The organism is Rhodococcus sp. IEGM 1330, assembly GCF_033142445.1.
Classification (GTDB): Bacteria; Actinomycetota; Actinomycetes; order Mycobacteriales; family Mycobacteriaceae; genus Rhodococcoides.
Map to the genome: position 1 here is coordinate 184008 of NZ_JAWLSB010000010.1, position 16580 is coordinate 200587.

Annotated in this window: 18 protein-coding genes; 6 read left to right on the forward strand and 12 right to left on the reverse strand. The window is 65.6% G+C overall.

The window, feature by feature from the left end; genetic code table 11:
• Positions 1 to 17 precede the first annotated feature (17 nt).
• From R4P57_RS21950 to R4P57_RS21965, 4 genes are all read left to right on the forward strand, one after another.
• Positions 18 to 356 carry a DUF3263 domain-containing protein gene (locus R4P57_RS21950; protein ID WP_032393769.1) on the forward strand — a complete coding sequence of 113 codons (339 nt, stop codon included), beginning with the start codon at positions 18 to 20 and terminating at the stop codon, positions 354 to 356.
• 58 nt (positions 357 to 414) lie between these two features.
• The gene (locus tag R4P57_RS21955) at positions 415 to 945 is read left to right on the forward strand and encodes a LytR C-terminal domain-containing protein (RefSeq protein WP_317804964.1); all 531 of its coding nucleotides are present in this window, start codon (positions 415 to 417) and stop codon (positions 943 to 945) included.
• A 112-nt stretch (positions 946 to 1057) separates the two neighbouring features.
• On the forward strand, positions 1058 to 1768 hold the full coding sequence (gene sodC / locus R4P57_RS21960) for a superoxide dismutase[Cu-Zn] (RefSeq protein ID WP_317804965.1): 711 nt from the start codon (positions 1058 to 1060) through the stop codon (positions 1766 to 1768).
• The gene (locus tag R4P57_RS21965; RefSeq protein ID WP_411742410.1) at positions 1731 to 2900 is read left to right on the forward strand and encodes a glutamate--cysteine ligase; all 1170 of its coding nucleotides are present in this window, start codon (positions 1731 to 1733) and stop codon (positions 2898 to 2900) included. Before sodC ends, R4P57_RS21965 begins: the two co-directional genes overlap by 38 nt.
• 10 nt (positions 2901 to 2910) lie before the next feature.
• Here R4P57_RS21965 and mnhG read toward each other — a convergent pair whose 3' ends face one another.
• The 6 genes from mnhG to R4P57_RS21995 are packed head-to-tail and all read right to left on the reverse strand — an operon-like array spanning position 2911 to position 9256.
• Positions 2911 to 3252, reverse strand: a complete 342-nt coding sequence (gene mnhG / locus R4P57_RS21970) for a monovalent cation/H(+) antiporter subunit G (protein WP_317804967.1) — start codon at positions 3250 to 3252, stop codon at positions 2911 to 2913.
• Complete coding sequence (locus R4P57_RS21975) at positions 3249 to 3506, reverse strand: monovalent cation/H+ antiporter complex subunit F (RefSeq protein WP_032393772.1); 258 nt, start codon at positions 3504 to 3506, stop codon at positions 3249 to 3251. The genes mnhG and R4P57_RS21975 overlap by 4 nt, the downstream gene beginning before the upstream one ends.
• Positions 3503 to 4144 (reverse strand): Na+/H+ antiporter subunit E, encoded by a 642-nt coding sequence (locus R4P57_RS21980; protein ID WP_411742414.1) that lies wholly within the window; start codon positions 4142 to 4144, stop codon positions 3503 to 3505. Before R4P57_RS21980 ends, R4P57_RS21975 begins: the two co-directional genes overlap by 4 nt.
• 2 nt (positions 4145 to 4146) lie before the next feature.
• Complete coding sequence (locus R4P57_RS21985) at positions 4147 to 5790, reverse strand: Na+/H+ antiporter subunit D (protein ID WP_317804969.1); 1644 nt, start codon at positions 5788 to 5790, stop codon at positions 4147 to 4149.
• Positions 5787 to 6410, reverse strand: a complete 624-nt coding sequence (locus tag R4P57_RS21990; protein ID WP_317804970.1) for a Na(+)/H(+) antiporter subunit C — start codon at positions 6408 to 6410, stop codon at positions 5787 to 5789. Before R4P57_RS21990 ends, R4P57_RS21985 begins: the two co-directional genes overlap by 4 nt.
• Positions 6407 to 9256 (reverse strand): Na+/H+ antiporter subunit A, encoded by a 2850-nt coding sequence (locus R4P57_RS21995; protein WP_317804971.1) that lies wholly within the window; start codon positions 9254 to 9256, stop codon positions 6407 to 6409. The genes R4P57_RS21990 and R4P57_RS21995 overlap by 4 nt, the downstream gene beginning before the upstream one ends.
• A gap of 231 nt (positions 9257 to 9487) precedes the next feature.
• On the opposite strand from R4P57_RS21995, the gene R4P57_RS22000 reads away from it, so the two are divergent.
• The gene (locus tag R4P57_RS22000; protein ID WP_411742411.1) at positions 9488 to 9898 is read left to right on the forward strand and encodes an NUDIX hydrolase; all 411 of its coding nucleotides are present in this window, start codon (positions 9488 to 9490) and stop codon (positions 9896 to 9898) included.
• 61 nt (positions 9899 to 9959) lie between these two features.
• Positions 9960 to 10712, forward strand: a complete 753-nt coding sequence (locus R4P57_RS22005; protein ID WP_317804973.1) for an isocitrate lyase/phosphoenolpyruvate mutase family protein — start codon at positions 9960 to 9962, stop codon at positions 10710 to 10712.
• A 53-nt stretch (positions 10713 to 10765) separates the two neighbouring features.
• On the opposite strand, the gene R4P57_RS22010 is transcribed toward R4P57_RS22005, so the two are convergent.
• From R4P57_RS22010 to R4P57_RS22035, 6 genes are all read right to left on the reverse strand, one after another.
• Positions 10766 to 12943 (reverse strand): AAA family ATPase, encoded by a 2178-nt coding sequence (locus R4P57_RS22010; RefSeq protein ID WP_317804974.1) that lies wholly within the window; start codon positions 12941 to 12943, stop codon positions 10766 to 10768.
• Positions 12944 to 12967: 24 nt separating this feature from the next.
• Entirely contained in the window at positions 12968 to 13822 is an 855-nt protein-coding gene (gene pssA, locus R4P57_RS22015) for a CDP-diacylglycerol--serine O-phosphatidyltransferase (protein WP_317804975.1), read from the reverse strand.
• A gap of 8 nt (positions 13823 to 13830) precedes the next feature.
• Positions 13831 to 14547, reverse strand: a complete 717-nt coding sequence (locus R4P57_RS22020; RefSeq protein WP_317804976.1) for a phosphatidylserine decarboxylase — start codon at positions 14545 to 14547, stop codon at positions 13831 to 13833.
• A gap of 133 nt (positions 14548 to 14680) precedes the next feature.
• Positions 14681 to 14953 carry a GlsB/YeaQ/YmgE family stress response membrane protein gene (locus R4P57_RS22025; RefSeq protein WP_094632631.1) on the reverse strand — a complete coding sequence of 91 codons (273 nt, stop codon included), beginning with the start codon at positions 14951 to 14953 and terminating at the stop codon, positions 14681 to 14683.
• Between the two features lie 90 nt (positions 14954 to 15043).
• Positions 15044 to 15508, reverse strand: coding sequence for an SRPBCC family protein (locus tag R4P57_RS22030; protein ID WP_317804977.1), 465 nt, complete (start codon positions 15506 to 15508; stop codon positions 15044 to 15046).
• Between the two features lie 193 nt (positions 15509 to 15701).
• Positions 15702 to 16499 carry a DUF1206 domain-containing protein gene (locus tag R4P57_RS22035; protein WP_317804978.1) on the reverse strand — a complete coding sequence of 266 codons (798 nt, stop codon included), beginning with the start codon at positions 16497 to 16499 and terminating at the stop codon, positions 15702 to 15704.
• Between the last annotated feature and the right edge of the window lie 81 nt (positions 16500 to 16580).

Genomic DNA, 16580 nt, shown 5'->3' on the forward strand with positions numbered 1-16580 from the left:
AGAAGTCGAGGAGTGGGATGGACGGCGCAGCAGCGCGTGACTCGAACCAGTCTCAGCAACCGGGAAGTTCGGACGGCTCTCAGGATCCGAACGAGGTCGGTGCAGACGGACTGAGTCGACGAGAGCACGACATCCTGTCCTTCGAGCGGCAGTGGTGGAAGTACGCCGGGGCGAAGGAAGAGGCCATCAAAGAACTCTTCTCCATGTCGGCAACCCGCTACTACCAGATCCTGAACGCGTTGGTCGATCGTCCCGAGGCACTCGCCGCGGATCCGATGTTGGTCAAGCGCCTGCGCCGGTTGCGTGCGAGTCGGCAGAAGGCTCGTGCGGCACGTCGGCTGGGTTTCGACGTCTGAGCAGGTTCTTCCATTCCGTGTGCCGAGGCGCCGTCGACGGTCGGCTAGGGTCGACTACGTGAGCAGCCCCAACCCGGAACAGACCGGGCCACCACTCCGTGCCCTGGCCATGGTGTTGATTTCGCTCGCGATCCTGTTCGCAGCCATCGGCGCGTTGTCGCTGACGGGTTCCGATTCCGACGAGGCGGCCGCCGAGCCCGCCGCCGAGACGACGAGTGCACCGGCCGCAGTCGCACCCACCGCACAGGCTCCGGCAGCGCAGGCACCGGCCGCCGGAGCGTCGACCGGTTCTGCAGCTACCACCACGTCGGGCACACCAGCCGACGTCGAGGTGCGGGTACTCAACAACTCCAACGTCTCCGGCCTGGCGGCAGGCACAGCTGGCACGTTGACCGCCGAGGGCTGGAACGTCGCCGAGACGGGCAACTTCAGTGAAGCCCAGTTCGCGCAGACCGCGGTGTACTACGGCACGACAGCAGGCGAGGAACAGGCTGCGCAGACGATCGCCACGCAGCTCGGCGTCCCGGCCGAACCCAAGCCGACCTCACTCGAATCCACGGCAGGCGTCGTCGTCATCGTGACCCAGTAGTCCTACCGCGGCCAGTTCCACAGCATCGACTTCCATGCCCGATTCGGCCGAATCGGTCGGCACGTTATCATTTCCGAGCCCGGCGAAATGCCTGAAAGAGGAGCGATTTCCGATGGACAAGTTCAAGCGACGCACTGCTGCGACCCGCTCGATGCGGTACGTGGCCCCGGTCCTCGCGATCGCTGCGCTCGGGCTCTCTGCCTGCAGCAACGGAGAGGTCGCGTCCGACACGCCCGGCACCGTGCCGCCCGTCTGGACCGGCGAAGCCGATCCGTCGGCAGCAGCCGACGCGGGTGACGGCCGGGCCGAGTCCGGCTCCGGCGAGACCATCGAGGGCACCCTGCGCAACGCTGCCGGTGCCGAGGTGGGCACGGTCACGTTCGCGTCCGAGGGCGAAAAGCTCACGGTCACCGCCGAGGTCGAGGGTCTGACCCCCGGATTTCACGGCTTCCACGTCCACAGCGTTGCCGCCTGCGAGCCCAACTCCGTGGCGCCCACCGGCGGGGAGCCGGGCAACTTCCTGTCCGCAGGCGGTCACCTGCAGGTCGACGGCCGCACCGAATATCCCGCCAGCGGCGATCTGGCGTCCATCCAGGTCGGCGAGGACGGCACCGGGATGCTCACCACCACCACCGATGCGATCACACTCGACGATCTGCGTGCCGACGGTGCCGGAACCGCGGTGATGGTGCACGAGGGTGCCGACAACTTCGCCAACATCCCGCCGCGATACACGCTGCCCGACGGTGCCGCTGTGCCGGACATGACGACCCTGATGACCGGCGATGCCGGCGGTCGGGTGGCATGCGCGGTACTGCAGTAGTTTGAGCGCTCCCCGGATCGACTTCGCGAGTTCACCGCGCCCGACGCTCGGCGTCGAGTGGGAGATCGCGCTGGTCGACAAGAACACGCGAGACCTGGTCAACTCCGCCGAGGCGGTCATGGACGGCGTTCGCGATCTGGCCGGGGACACCCCGCGGGTGACGAAGGAACTGTTGCGCAACACCGTCGAACTCGTCACCGGAGTGTGCGAGAACGTCGGGGAAGCGATGGACGATCTCGGTGGCTCTCTGGACCTGGTGCGCCGCGCCGCGGATCCGTTGGGGATCGATCTGTTCTCGGCGGGCACCCATCCGTTCGCCGAGTGGTCCACTCAGCAGCTCACCAGTTCCCCGAGCTACGACGAGTTGATCGCTCGGACCCAGTGGTGGGGTCGGCAGATGCTGATCTGGGGTGTACACGTGCACGTGGGAGTGTCGTCTCCCGACAAGGTCTTTCCCATTCTCAACTCACTGCTGCTGCAGTACCCGCACCTGCTGGCGCTGTCGGCGTCCTCACCGATCTGGGCGGGCAACGACACCGGCTACGCCAGCAACCGCGCGCTGATGTTCCAGCAACTGCCGACGGCCGGTCTGCCGTTCCAGTTCGAGGATTGGTCCCAGTTCGAGGGATTTGTTCGCGATCAGCTCAAGACCGGTGTCATCGAACAACTCGGCGGCATGCACTGGGACATCAGGCCCGCCCCCAAGTGGGGAACGATCGAGGTCCGGGTGTGCGACGGGGCGTCGACCAAGCGGGAGCTCGCGGCTCTCGTCGCGTTGACACACTGCCTCATCGTCCATCTCGACGAACGTCTCGAAGCGGGGGAGACCCTGCCGTCGATACCGCCGTGGCACGTCCAGGAGAACAAGTGGCGGGCCGCTCGGTACGGCCTCGATGCCGAGATCATTCTCGACTCCGACAGCAACGAACGTCTGGTCACCGACGATCTGAACGACCTGCTCGAGAAGCTGACGCCGACGGCGGTGCGACTGAATTGCGTCGACGAGTTGGCAGCGGTGGCCGACATCCCGCGGCTGGGGGCGTCGTACCAGCGCCAGCGGGCGGTGGCCGCGAAATCCAACGGCGATCTGCGAGCGGTCGTGGAATCGTTGGTCACCGACCTCCGATCCTGATCCGGTCGCCCTACTGATCCGATTCGTTCGGTTCCATCTCGTTGACGATCAGCAGTCCGTCGCGGCCGCGCTGTTCCCGGTAGGCGACGCGGCCGACGGTGTGCGCGATCACCGGGGCGGTCACCAGGGTGAAGATACCCACCAGCACGAGCATCCAGATGTCGACGTTGCCGCGAAGGCTGATGACGGCTCCGATCAGAACCATGATCAAGCCGACCACCTGTGGCTTGGTGGCCGCGTGCATCCGCGACAGGGTATCGGGGAAGCGCACGATGCCGACGGCGGCCGTGAAGGCCAGCAACGCCCCCAACAGGATGAAGACGGAGGCGATGACCTGGGCTACGGTGCTCATTCGTCCCTCACTCTGAATCGTGCGATGCTGACCGATCCGACGAAACTGACCAGCGACAACGCGACGATCGCCGGAACCAGCGTGGTGTCGCGGCTGTATACGGCCCACACCCCGAGCCCGCACATCGAGACCGCGAGGATCGTGTCCATGGCGACGAGACGGTCCAGCGTGCTGGGGCCGTCGAGCAGTCGGTACGCGGTGAGGATCGCGGCACCGATCAGGAGGGCTCCGGCTATCGCCAGGACAACGGTCACGACCAGTCCCCCTTCCTCTTGTCGTCGGTCTTCTTGTCGTCCCGAGGGGCGTCGAGATCCTGTGCGGCCGGATCGTCGCCGAGCACCCCGTGATACTGCTCGTACTCCTGGTAGTGCAGGGGGCTTGGCTTCCAGTCCGAATCTCGCTCGAATGCCGCGATGAAGAGTTTCTCCAGGTTTCGGACGTAGGCGTAGAAGCCGTCGACGGCCTTCTGAGTGCCCATGTCCAGTACGTGCACGTACAGCAGGCGTCTGGTCCGGTCGATCTCGAGCACCATGGTGCCGGGCACGAGGTTCATCGCGTCGACGAACAGCGTCAGCACCAGATCGGACTTGATCGCGATGCGGCAGCGCAGCACTCCGGTGACCGGTGGGGCCTTCGGGCGGATCGCCAACCACGCCACGCTGACGCTGGATTCGATTGCGTAGTAAAGGAATACGGCTGCGAGCTTGACGAGGGAGAACACATGAATGCGGCCCTCGACCGGTACGCGAGGCAACGGCAGCAGCACCATGATCAGCAGCCCCACCGCGATGCCGCCGAGGATGTTCGCCGCAGAGACGTTGCCCCACAGCAGTACCCAGATTGCCGTCAGCCATGCCAGCGTCCACAGGCGCAGCAGAACGGAGCGGTTCATCTTCATCGGGTGCCCTCCTCGTTCGTGCGCGACTGCTCGTAGACCTGATCGCCGACGAATTCCGCTCCGCGTACCGCATCGATGTACACCGAGCGATCGCGAAGGTCTGCCGCAGCGCGGTCGCTGATGTCGATGATGGGGCCGGCGAACACCGTCATGGCCAAGCCGACGGCAACGAGCCCGATGGTCGGGATCAACATGAAGGCGGGCATCCGGCCCACATCCTCGCGGTCACCGAACTGAATGTCCGACGAGTCGTCGAGCAGAGCGGACGGGCTGTTGTCCGCCAGATCGCCCTCGGGGGCATCGGCGCGGGCCCGCCAGAACGCTTTCGTCCAGACACGGGCGACGACGTACAGCGTCAGCAAGCTGGTGACCGTTCCGCCTGCGACGAGCAGCCAGGCCAACACGCTGCCCTGCTCGCTACCGGCCTGAAGCAGTGCGACCTTACCGATGAAGCCCGAGAACGGCGGAATGCCACCGAGATTGAGGGCCGGCACCAGGAACACGATCGCCAGAACCGGGCTGGCCGCAGCCAGACCGCCGAGGCGTCGAAGCGACGACGAACCGGCCTGACGCTCGATGAGGCCGACGACGAGGAACAGTGTCGTCTGCACCAGAATGTGGTGGGCGACGTAGTAGATCGAGCCGGACAGTCCCGATTGCGTCGACAGCGCGACGCCGAAGATCATGTAGCCGATGTGGCTGACGAGGGTGAACGACAACAATCGCTTGATGTCGCTCTGTGCGATGGAGCCGAGGATGCCGACGAGCATCGTCAGGAGGCCACAGACCATCAGTACGTTGTCGAGCGAGCCGTCGGGGAACAGCAGGGTGTGCGCGCGGATGATCGCGTACACACCGACTTTCGTCAGCAGGCCTGCGAACACGGCGGTGACCGGTGCCGGGGCAGTGGGGTACGAGTCGGGCAGCCACGTCGAAAGTGGGAACACCGCGGCCTTGATGCCGAACGCCACCAGCAGGACCGCGAAGATCGCAGTTCTGGTTCCGGGGTTGATGTCGTCCATCCGTACCGCGATGTGGGCCAGGTTCAGCGTCCCGGTTGCGCCGTAGACCAGCGCGATGCCGATCAGGAAGATCAGCGAGGACACCATCGACACCATCACGTACGACACGCCCGCGCGCACGCGGTCCGCACTCGCGCCGAGTGTCAGCAGCACGAACGACGCCGCGAGCAGCACCTCGAAGCCGACGAACAGATTGAACAGGTCCCCTGCGAGGAACGCGTTGCAGACACCTGCGGTCAACGCGAGATAGGTCGGCAGGAAGATCGAGACGGGCTGGTTCTCGCTGCCGTCGCGGATGCCCTGGCCGATCGAGTAGACCATGACGGCGAGCAACACGATCGACGAGACGACGAGCATCATCGCCGACAGGCGGTCCACCACGAGGGAGATGCCGAGAGGGGAGTCCCAACCGCCGACCTGCAGGGCGCTGGTGCCGTCGCGATCGGCGAGGTAGAGCATCACCGACGAGATCGCGACCACAGCGGTCAGCGCGACGATGGTGATGAAACGCTGCGCGCGGGGCTTGCGGCCGAGGACCAACGTCAGGGCCGCCGCAAGCATCGGAATCAGCACCGGCAGCGGAGTCAGAACGTCGATCACTCCTGGGGAGATCGTCACTGGTCGTCTCCCTTCTTCTCGGGCCTGCTGTCGTCCTTCTCGGCGGTGTCGATGCCGTCGAGCCCGCGCACCTGCGGATCGTCGTCGTCGTTGTCGAAGTCACCGTCGTGCAGATCCTCGTAGCATTCGAGGTCCTCGCGATTGAGGAGTTGTTCGATCGGAATCGGGTTGCCCTTCGAGTCGAACGCGTCGCCGCCGAAGCTGGGCTCGCCCGTCACCGGGTCGTCGGAGCGGTCGCGGTCGGGTGCCTCGGCCATCGACCGGCGCTGGGAGACCTTGGTGTCCTCGGGGTCGTTCTCGACGTCGTCCTTGGTGTTGAGGGTGAACGACCGATAGGCCAGCGCCAGGACGAACGCCGCGATTCCCATCGTGATGACGATTGCCGTCAGGATCACCGCCTGGGCCAGAGGATCGGCCATCTCCTGGTTGACGGCGTTGTCGCGGCCCACGATGGGTGGTGCCCCTGCAGGCCCGCCAACGGTGAGCAACAGCAGATTGACGCCGTTACCGAACAACAGCAGTCCGAGCAGCATCTTGGTGATACTGCGTTCGAGCAGCAGGTACACGCCCGATGCGACGAGGACGCCGGTGATGATCAGCATTCCGAGATCTGCGGTCATGGGGCGCTCACTCGGCCTTGGCTCTGCATTTCCACCTGAGCGTCGAGACGGGCACCGAGACTACGGAGCACGTCGAGTACCAACCCGACCACGATGAGATACACACCGAGGTCGAAGAACAGCGCGGTGACCAACTTGATGTCACCGAGGATCGGCAACGTCATCTCCAATGTCGCCGAGGACAACGCCGGGGCACCGAGGAACATCGACGCCACCGCCGTACCGGCCGCGAAGATCAACCCGAGACCGAGGATCTTCCCGGCATCGATCGGCACCGCCTCGCCGAGCTCGTAGCGCCCACCTGCGAGGTACCGCAGCACCAGCGCCAATCCGGCAGTGAGGCCACCGGCGAAACCGCCACCCGGAGCGTTGTGGCCGGAGAAGAAGAAGTAGATCGAGAGCACCATGATCGTCGGGAAGATCAACCGCGTCGTGACCTCGAGAATCAACGAGCGATGTCTCGGATCGATCAGATCGCCGCCGAGCAGCCACGTCGTCTCCGCAGCTGAATTCCCATCCGAGGACGATGCGGGGGCGTCGGACACCCGCGGAGCGCTGCCGAACCGGCGGTTGCGGAAGACCAGGCTGGCCACGCCCGTTGCCGCGACGAGCAGCACGCAGATCTCGCCGAGGGTGTCCCAGGCGCGGATGTCCACGAGGATCACGTTGATGACGTTCTTGCCGTCGCCGAGTTCGTACGCGGCGTCCGGCAGTAGCAATGACACCGGGGCCGTGTTGCGGGCGTTCATCGCGAATGCGCCCAGCACACTGACGGTCGCGCCGACGGCGACGGCCAGCACGGCACGGGGTCCGCGAGAGCCGGTCGAGCCACGGTCGTCGACCTCGGCCGGGAGCTTGCGCAACACCAGCACGAAGACCACGAGGGTCAGAGTTTCGACGAGGAACTGAGTCAGGGCCAGGTCCGGTGCTCCGTGGATGGCGAAGATGACGCCGCAGCCGTAGCCGGTGAGACCGACGAGGATAACGCTGGCCAGACGGTTGCGCATCACCGTGGCTCCGAGACCGCCCGCGATCATGATCACCCCGATGACCAGCTGCAACGGGGTGTTCCACAGCGTGTAGTCCAGGCCGGAATCCTGGCCGACGAGCAACACGATCATCGGTAGCAGTACCAATGTCAGCAGGATGGTGCCCTGGGTGAGGGGGAGCGAACCGCGCTGTGTGGTGCCGGTGAGCCGGATGGACAGGGTGTCCATGAACTTGAGGACGTTGTCGTAGATGCGGTCGGCATTACCGAGCGGTGGGTGCTCGAACTTGAGCCGGTTGACGACCCGATGAGCGATGAACAACCCGACACCGCCGGTGACGACGACGACCGTCAGCGCGAGCGGCAGATTGAACCCGTGCCACAGGGCCAGGTGGTACGGCTCCTGGCCGTACGACGGCAAGGTTCGTGCGTACGGGCTGACGATGTGGTCGACGACCGAGGATCCGAACCCTGCGACCAGACCGAGCACCGCCAGGAATGCGGGTGCGGCCAGGAACAGTGCGGACGGCGCGTGCATCGCCTTGACCGACGGACTCGCCCGCTTGAGCTGCTTGCGCGCGAACGCGCCCCAGACGAACCGGATGCTGTAGGTGACCGTGAGGATCGAGCCGATCACCAGGCCTGCGACGACGACGGCCGCGACCGTGGGATCGAGCGTCGGCGTGCTGATCACGGCCGACAACGCCGTCTCCTTGCCGACGAACCCGAGCATCGGTGGAAGCCCGGCCATGCTGGCCGCGGCCAGCGCCGCTATCGCGGCGAGCCAGGGAGCCTTCTTGCCCAGGTGGGCGAGCTTGCGGATGTCGCGGGTGCCGGTGGTGTGATCGATGATGCCGACCACCATGAACAGGGTCGCTTTGAACATCGCGTGCGCGATCACCATCGTCAGGCCGGCGAGCATCGCCTTCTCCGAGCCGATGCCGACCAAGACCATCAGGAACCCGAGCTGGCTGACGGTGCCGAAGGCGAGGATCAGCTTGAGGTCGAACGCGCGCAGGGCTCGCCAGCCGGCCAGGATCATCGACAGCAATCCCAGGGTGATCACGGTGGCGCGCCACGGACCGGAGTCGGCGAATCCCGGTGCCAGCCGAGCCACCAGGTAGATGCCGGCCTTCACCATCGCCGCGGCGTGCAGGTAACCGCTGACCGGCGTCGGCGCGGCCATGGCTCCGGGGAGCCAGAAGTGAAGTGGCACGATGGCCGACTTGCTCAGTGCGCCTATCAGAACCAGCACGATCGCGACACCGGGCAACCAGCCGCCCGGCGCGTTCGCGACCAGCTCGGAGAGGTTGTAGGTGCCGGACACCTGGCCGAGGATGATGATGCCGACCAGCATCGCCAGGCCGCCCGCGGTGGTGACGAGCAGTGCCTGGGTGGCTGCGCGTCTGCTCGAGGCTCGCTCGGCGTAGTGGCCGACGAGCAGGAACGACAGGACAGTCGTGATTTCCCAGAAGATGTAGAGCACCAGCATGTTGTCGCTGGTGATCAGCCCGAACATCGCCCCGGAGAACGCGACCATTTCGGCGGCGAACAGGCCGAGCCGTGGCTCGTCGTCCTCGAAGTAGCGTGCGCAGTACAGCAGGATCAGTGCGCCGATGCCGAGGACCAGCAGCGACATGATGGCGGCGAGAGAGTCGAACCGCATGTCGATGTTCATCGACAGGCCGGGGACCCATTCGATGCTCAGTTTCTGCTCGGTGTTCCAGTTGCCGAACACCCAGCCCAGGCTCAGGAGGGGAACGAGAGCAAGCGGGAAGAACGCAGTACGACCCCACCACCGAACGAGAAGCGGCGCAAGTAGCGCAGCCGCGGCATGCGCAAGAAGAATAGCGAGCAAAAATCACTCCGTCGTCTCGGTCGCATCGGCGGTGAGGCCGGCGCGGTGGTCGTAGGGCGGCGATGAGTAGGGTCTGGCAATCTGGGTGAAATTCGAAGTGAGTCTTTGTGAAATAACTGAACGGCTCCCGAATGGCAGCACGTCAGAACACCTGTTCATCCTACTTTGCGTGGTCGACAGCGTCCCATGCGGTACAGAACGGACGTGTCACAAGTGGAGGGGAGTGCGTCGGTGAACCATCCGAAGCTCATTCGTACTGCCGGGTTGGCCTACGTCCGCGATCGTCGGATGATCCAGACGCGATCGGTCGGCAAATCCGCGTTCTACATGGCGGGCGGCAAGATCGACCCAGGTGAGACTGCAGAGCAGGCATTGCATCGGGAGATCAGGGAGGAGCTGGACTCGGCGGTGGTCGGTGCCCGACTCCTCGGAGTGTTCGAGTGCGAGGCCTGGGGGCACCCGCCCGGTACACCGCTCGAGATCACGTGTTTTGTGGCGGATCTGTCCGAGGAACCGTCGCCGACCAGCGAAATCGCCGAGATCCGGTACTTCACCCGCGACGAGTACGCCGCGATGCCCGACGTCGCTCCGGGGTCGCTGATGGTGTTCGACCGGATGAAAGCACTCGATTTGATCGACTGAAGCAGGTATGTTGGTCCGTGAGAGAACGTACGTTCTCCACAGCCACCGTGAAGGAGCCTCCATGACGAACCTGTCCCAGAAAGCCACCGCCCTGCTCGAGCTGCACAAGCCGGGCAACCCGGTCGTGTTGCCGACCGTATGGGACGCCTGGTCCGCCAACCTGGCCGTGTCCGCGGGCTTCACCGCGCTGACCGTCGGAAGCCACCCCGTCGCCGACTCCATCGGCAAGCCCGACAACGAAGGCATGACCTTCGACGAACTGCTCGCCCGAATCTCGCAGATCTCCGCAGCCGTCGACGTGCCGCTGTCGGTCGACATCGAAGCCGGGTACGGCGAGGACCCCAAGCGACTGATCGACGGCCTCATCTCCGTCGGAGCCGTCGGCCTCAACATCGAGGACACCGTGCACAGCGAAGGCGGACGCCTCCGCGAAGCACAGGAACATGCAGACTTCGTCGGAGCACTGCGCGCAGCGTCCGACGCCACCGACGTCCACGTCGTCATCAACGCCCGCACCGACCTGTTCGTCAAGGCGATCGGCGACGAGAGCGACCGCGTCGAGCGCGCCATCGCACGCCTGAAGCTGTGCGCCGCAGCCGGAGCCGACTCGCTCTACCCCGTCGGATTCCACAATGACGCCGATTACAAGCGCCTCGCCGAAGAACTGCCCCTGCCGATCAACGCGATCGCCAACCCGGCCGAGGGCGACCTCTCGCACTTCGCCTCCCTCGGCGTCGGTCGCATCAGCTTCGGCCCGATCTTCCAGATGACACTCGCCAAGCGCGCCGAGGAAGTCCTCGCCCGCTGGAAGTGAGAGCGGCTTCGCCGCACGTGCATGGAAATTCGTAGCCTGCTACGAATTTCCGCTCACGACCCGTAGGCCCGCAGATGCGCCACCTGCTCGGGATCGAGTGACGGCTTCACCGTCGCCCGAGCGGCGGCGACATCGGCGGCGGTGACGTCGGCGGCATCCATAGACCGCCGCATCGCCGTCAGCGCGGCCTCGCGAAGCAACGCGGCGCAATCGGCCGCGGAGTACCCGTCGAGATCGCGCGCCAGCGACTCCAGATCCACGTCCTCGGCGAGCGGGATGGATTTGCCCGACGCCTTCAGGATGTCCACGCGGGCATCGGAATCCGGCGGCGGCACGAACACCAGGCGCTCGAGGCGGCCGGGGCGCAACAGTGCAGGATCGATCAGATCGGGTCGATTGGTTGCCCCGAGTACGACGACATCGCGCAACGGTTCGACGCCGTCGAGCTCGGTCAGCAGCGCCGCGACGACCCGATCGCCGACGCCGGAATCCGAACTCTGGCCGCGTCGGGGCACGAGCGCATCCACCTCGTCCAGGAAAATCAGTGAGGGAGCGGAATCGCGGGCGCGCTGAAAGAGTTCTCGGACAGCCTTTTCCGAGGATCCGACCCACTTGTCCATCAGCTCGGCACCCTTGACCGAGTGCACGCTGAGCTGCCCGGAACTGGCCAGTGCCCGCACGAGGAACGTCTTGCCACAGCCGGGCGGACCGTAGAGCAGCACACCGCGCGGCGGCTCGATTCCCAAGCGCGCGAACGAATCCGGGTGACGTAGCGGCCACAGCACCGCCTCGGTGAGCGCCTGCTTGGTCTCGACCATGTCGCCGACGTCGTCGAGCGTGAGACTGCCGATGGCCAGTTCTTCGCTTCCCGAACGCGACAGTGGGCGGATCACCTGAAGAGCGCCCACCAGATCGTCCTGTGTCAACGAGGCCGCGGCCGAATCGTTCGATGCGCGAGCCGCCGCTCGCAGCGCCGCCTCCCGCGTCAGTGCGGCCAGGTCTGCAACCACGAAACCCGGTGTCCGTGAAGCTATCTCGCCCAGATCGACGTCGCCCTGCGGAACCTTGCGGAGTAGATGCTCGAGCAGTCCCTTGCGGCCCGCCGCGTCGGGCAAGGTGAGGGTGAGCTCACGATCGCACAGGTCCTGACCGCGCAGTCTGGGATCGGTGGCCTCCGGATGCGCCGTCGTCGCGATCAGCGCGAGGCCTGCAGTGTCGACGGCCCGGCGCAGCACATCGAGCACGAATGTCGATGCCGGTTCGGGGTCGGACGGCAGCAATGCGTCGACATCGGTGATCAACAGAACTCCGGAGCCCGCGAGTTCGTCCACTGCTGCGGTGACCCGATCGACCCGGGCCGAGGCCTCGAGCGCACCGATCGACGGTCCGTCCAGCACGACGCATGCGCGTTCGCCGATGACCGCGCGCGCCAACGTCGCCTTGCCCACCCCGCCGGGTCCGGTGATCAGCACACCCAGATGCGGCGACGCGCCCAGCGTTGCCAACAACTCCGACTCGTCCAGCGCGAGCCTCAGCCACTCGGTGAGCTTGGACTGTTGGGCACTCACTCCCACCAGATCCGCCACGCTCACCGGCGGTGCCGCGGTCTTCGGCGCGGGAATCGACGCGGCCGGCGGCTGTGCAGCGGTGACGGTGCCGGAGCCCCACCCGACCGCCGAATTGGGCTGCACGCTCACCGGCCCACCCGACGGGTCGACGGCCGAGACGGTCAACAGCTCGGTGGTCCAGGCAACCCCGAATGTCCTCGACAGCGCCTGCGTCGCCGATGTGGTCGAGGTGCCGGGTCCGAGATCGCGGGGGAGAAGTGAAACCGTGTCGCCCACCGTCAGTACCTTGCCGAGCAACGCTTGGCGCAGGGTGGCATCGGAGATGGAACCGGTTGCGAGTGCGGAGCCCGTCACCGTGACGGCTCTGGCTCCGTAGACGGTGACGGGTCCGACTGCGACAGAAGCATTTTCGCGAAGGCCGGTGTTGGACAGAGTCACGTCGTCCAGCAATGCGGTGCCCTGAGGTGACCCTTCGGGAGCCACGGCGACGACGGCGGCCGTGCGACGAGAACCGATGAGCGACACAGCATCCCACTCCCGCAGGCCCAGGGCCGCGAGAACTTCCGGATGCAGGCGCACGACGCCGCGTCGGGCATCGGCGGCCGAGGTGTTGAGGCGGGCGGTGAGAACGAGCTCAGGCGTCGTCGAGCGAGATTCGGTCACACGGTCAACAGTAGCGGCGAGACACTAACTGCGAGGTCGACGCAGTCCCAGACGAGCCTGCGACCGGCGATTGTTACCCGGAGCGCGTCGGATGGCGCGGCGCTCGGCGCGGCGCTCGGCCGGCTTGGCGTCCCAGGTGTACGGGCGCGCGGCCGTCCAACGCTGCGAGCGCACCGCGAACGGGATGTGCACCAGGTAGGCCAGCACCAAGCCCATCAGCAGAATCAGCGGGAAGGTGATGAGCGCGGCGGCGAGCAGCGCGACGAGTACCAGCAGGATCGCGGCCAGCCGCGGCGGCACCGAGACGGTCTTGAGCGCCAACGTGGGGATGCGGCTGACGATCAGACCGGCGGTGAGGATCGCCCATCCGGCGACGACGTAGAACGAGGCCCACCAGCCGTCGCCGAATTGCTCGAAGCCCGCGATCGGTGCCATGGCGATGAGCGCTCCGGCGGGGGCGGGAACACCGGTGAAGAACTCGCGGGCGTATGCGGGTGTGTCGTCCTCGTCGAGCAGAGTGTTGAAGCGCGCGAGGCGGAGCACGATGCTCACGGCGTAGACCAGCGCCACGATCCAGCCGCCGCTGCTGCCCTCGAGCAGAGTCACGTAGAGCACCAGCGCCGGCGCGACGCCGAACGAGATGGCGTCGGACAGCGAGTCCAGTTCGGCACCGATCTTGCTGGTGGCGTCGAGCAATCGGGCGATGCGACCGTCCAACGCGTCGAGGATCGCCGCGGCACCGATCATGGCGAGCGCGGTGCCGAGCTGGCCGTCGAGGGCGAACTTGACCGCGGACAGGCCGGAGCACAGCGCGAGAATCGTGACGACGGACGGGAGCAGACGGATGGCAGCAGGCGGCTTGGCGCGTCTGGTGATCATGTCGGTTTCTACTGCGGGAGCTCGGCGAGCACTGTTTCGGCACCGACCGCGCGTTGGCCGCGTTCGACCAGCAGTGTGGTGCCCGCGGGGAAGTAGGTGTCGACGCGGGAACCGAAACGGATCAGGCCGTACGTGTCGCCGATCGACAGTGTGTCGCCCACTTTGGCGTTGTTGATGATGCGTCGCGCGATGAGACCGGCGATCTGCACGACGGCGACGTCGTGACCTGAGTCGGTCCTGATGTGCATGCTGTTGCGTTCGTTGACCTCGCTGGCCTCGGCCAGGTCGGCGGATTTGAACTGGCCACGGCGGTGCACGACCTCGACCACTCGACCGGCAACGGGAACGCGCTGCACGTGGACATCGAGAACCGAGAGGAAGATGCTCACGCGCGGAACCGGCTGTGAGCCCAGATCGAGCTCGGCAGGCGGGACGGCGGTGTCGACGAGCGTGACCAGACCGTCGGCGGGAGCGACGACGACGCCGGGACGATTCGGCGGCACCCGTGACGGGTGGCGGAAGAAGGTGGCGCAGGCTCCGGCGGCGACGAGCCCGGCGTTTCGGACCCACTTGGAACGGCGGCCGAGAACTGCGACGGCGAGCGGACCGCCGACGAACGGCAGGCCTGCGGGGTGTAGCGGTGGAACCGTTTCACGAACCAAGTCGACGATGTGAGCCACTCCGGTGCGGGGCGGTTGACCTATCGGGGCGGGACGGCGTGCCACGGTCTCCTCTAACTTTTCGTCGGACAGGTGTCGGCAAGTCGTGGTGCTGTGAGCAATCGAGGTGTGAACGCACGACTGCCGAGGCCATCACAGCGTACGTGAGGGCCCCGGCAGTCGAGAGGTGCGAGTGAAATCAGACGCGGCTGCGGCCCGTCACGAGCTTGACCAGGAACAGCAGGATGCAGGCACCGATCAGGCAGGTGATGAAGCTGAAGATCAGGCCTCCGCCCGCAACGTCTACGCCGACTGCGCTGAGCAGGAATCCGCCGAGCAGGCCGCCGATGATGCCGACGACGATGTTCAGGATGATGCCCATCTGAGCGTCGGTCTTCATGATCTTGCTGCCGATCCAGCCAGCGAGTCCGCCGATGATGATCCAGGCAATCCAGCCGAGTGTGGGTGTCATGTGTGCCCCCTCTTTCCGTATTTGATGAACGGGTCTGTTCGATCAATCGGATGCCCCTGGGAAACGAACCTGAAACATTCCTGAGAAAAGTTATTTCTTGCTCGACTTTTCGCTCTCGGTCTTGATACGAAGGAGAGTCTTGTTCATGCCGTCGACCAGTTCGACGTCGAACTCGTCGATTCCCCCGAGGATGCGCTTGACCAGCAACGACGACACGGCGGTCGTGCCGGTGGGCGCTTCCCGCTTCTCGACCACGGTCGTTCCGGTGGCGGTTGGAGTGAGGGTGTAGGACCAGATCGTCTTGTTCTCGACGACGCGGAACGCGAGTTCGCGGTTGGGCTCGAAGGTGACGACCTTGGCCGTGGTCGGCCAGACGAGCAGGCCCTTGCGGTTGATGTTGAGCGTCTTGGTGCCTTTGCCGACCGGCCCGCCGAAGACCTTCATCTTCTTGCACTGCGGGCTCCACTCGCCCATGCGCTGTAGGTCCGAGACGATCGACCAGACGGTCTCCGGGCTCGCGGCGATGTCGATCGTGGCTTCGAGAGTCTTGCTCAACGTGGGCCTCCAGGTAGTGGGGATAGCTGCAACTGACTGTCACACTCAATCGTGCGCATCATATGTGTCAACGGACACAGTTGGCCAGGTAGGTGAGTGGAACTTCGTAGCCCACTACGAATCCCGCGCACCTGGGTCGTTCCGCAGGCTCCACTCCCGCCCAACTGGGTCGTTCCGCAGGCTCCACTCCCGCTCACATGCGAGCGAAGCGAGCCAAGACGAAGGCATAGAGCCCGTAGAGCGCGATGCCCACTCCGGCGAGGATCAGCAGAACCTGTCCGTAGGGCTGTGAGCCGAGGGTCTTGAGGGCACCGTCGATGCCGGTGGCCTTCGACGGATCGGATTGCAGAACTGCCACCACGACGAGGAGTCCGGCTCCGACGAGGGCAGTGCCCTTGGCGGCGTATCCGGCGATGCCGAGTTTGACGACGGCCCCGCTCTGGTGCCCTTCGAGATCGTCGAGGAAGTTCTTCGAAAGGCCCTTGTAGACGTGGTATCCACCGACTCCGATGACCACCAGCGCGATGGCGATGAGCACGAGCTTGCCGCCGCCGGATTCCATCAGTCGCGCGGACCAGCCGGCGTTCTGCTGCCCACTGGATTTGCCCGAGCCGGTCGCGAAACCGAAGGTCGAGAAGGCGAACGCGATGTAGACGACGGCCAGCGCGGCTGCTTTGAGGCGATCCAGCGCACTTCCTTCGTCGGCGTCGGACTTCTTGCCGACGATCGCTTCGACGATTCGCCACAGGGCCAGCGCTACGAATGCGACCACTGCGACCCAGAGCGCGATCTTTCCGCCGGGCTTCTCGGCCAATTCGGCGAGTGCACCGGACTGGTCTGCGTTGCCGGCCTGGCCGAACGCCAGGCGGATCGCGATGTATCCGATGAGGATGTGCAGTACTCCGCTGACGAAGTGACCGGCGCGCGCCGCTTTCTCGAATGCGCCGTTGTCCTGGACGGTGTTGGCAACAGATTTTCCCGACGTGTTCACGAACGTTCCCCGATCAGTAGATTTGAAGAAAGGTTTACCCCGGCCAGGGCGGGTGGAAACTGCGTTACCCCGGCGAAACGC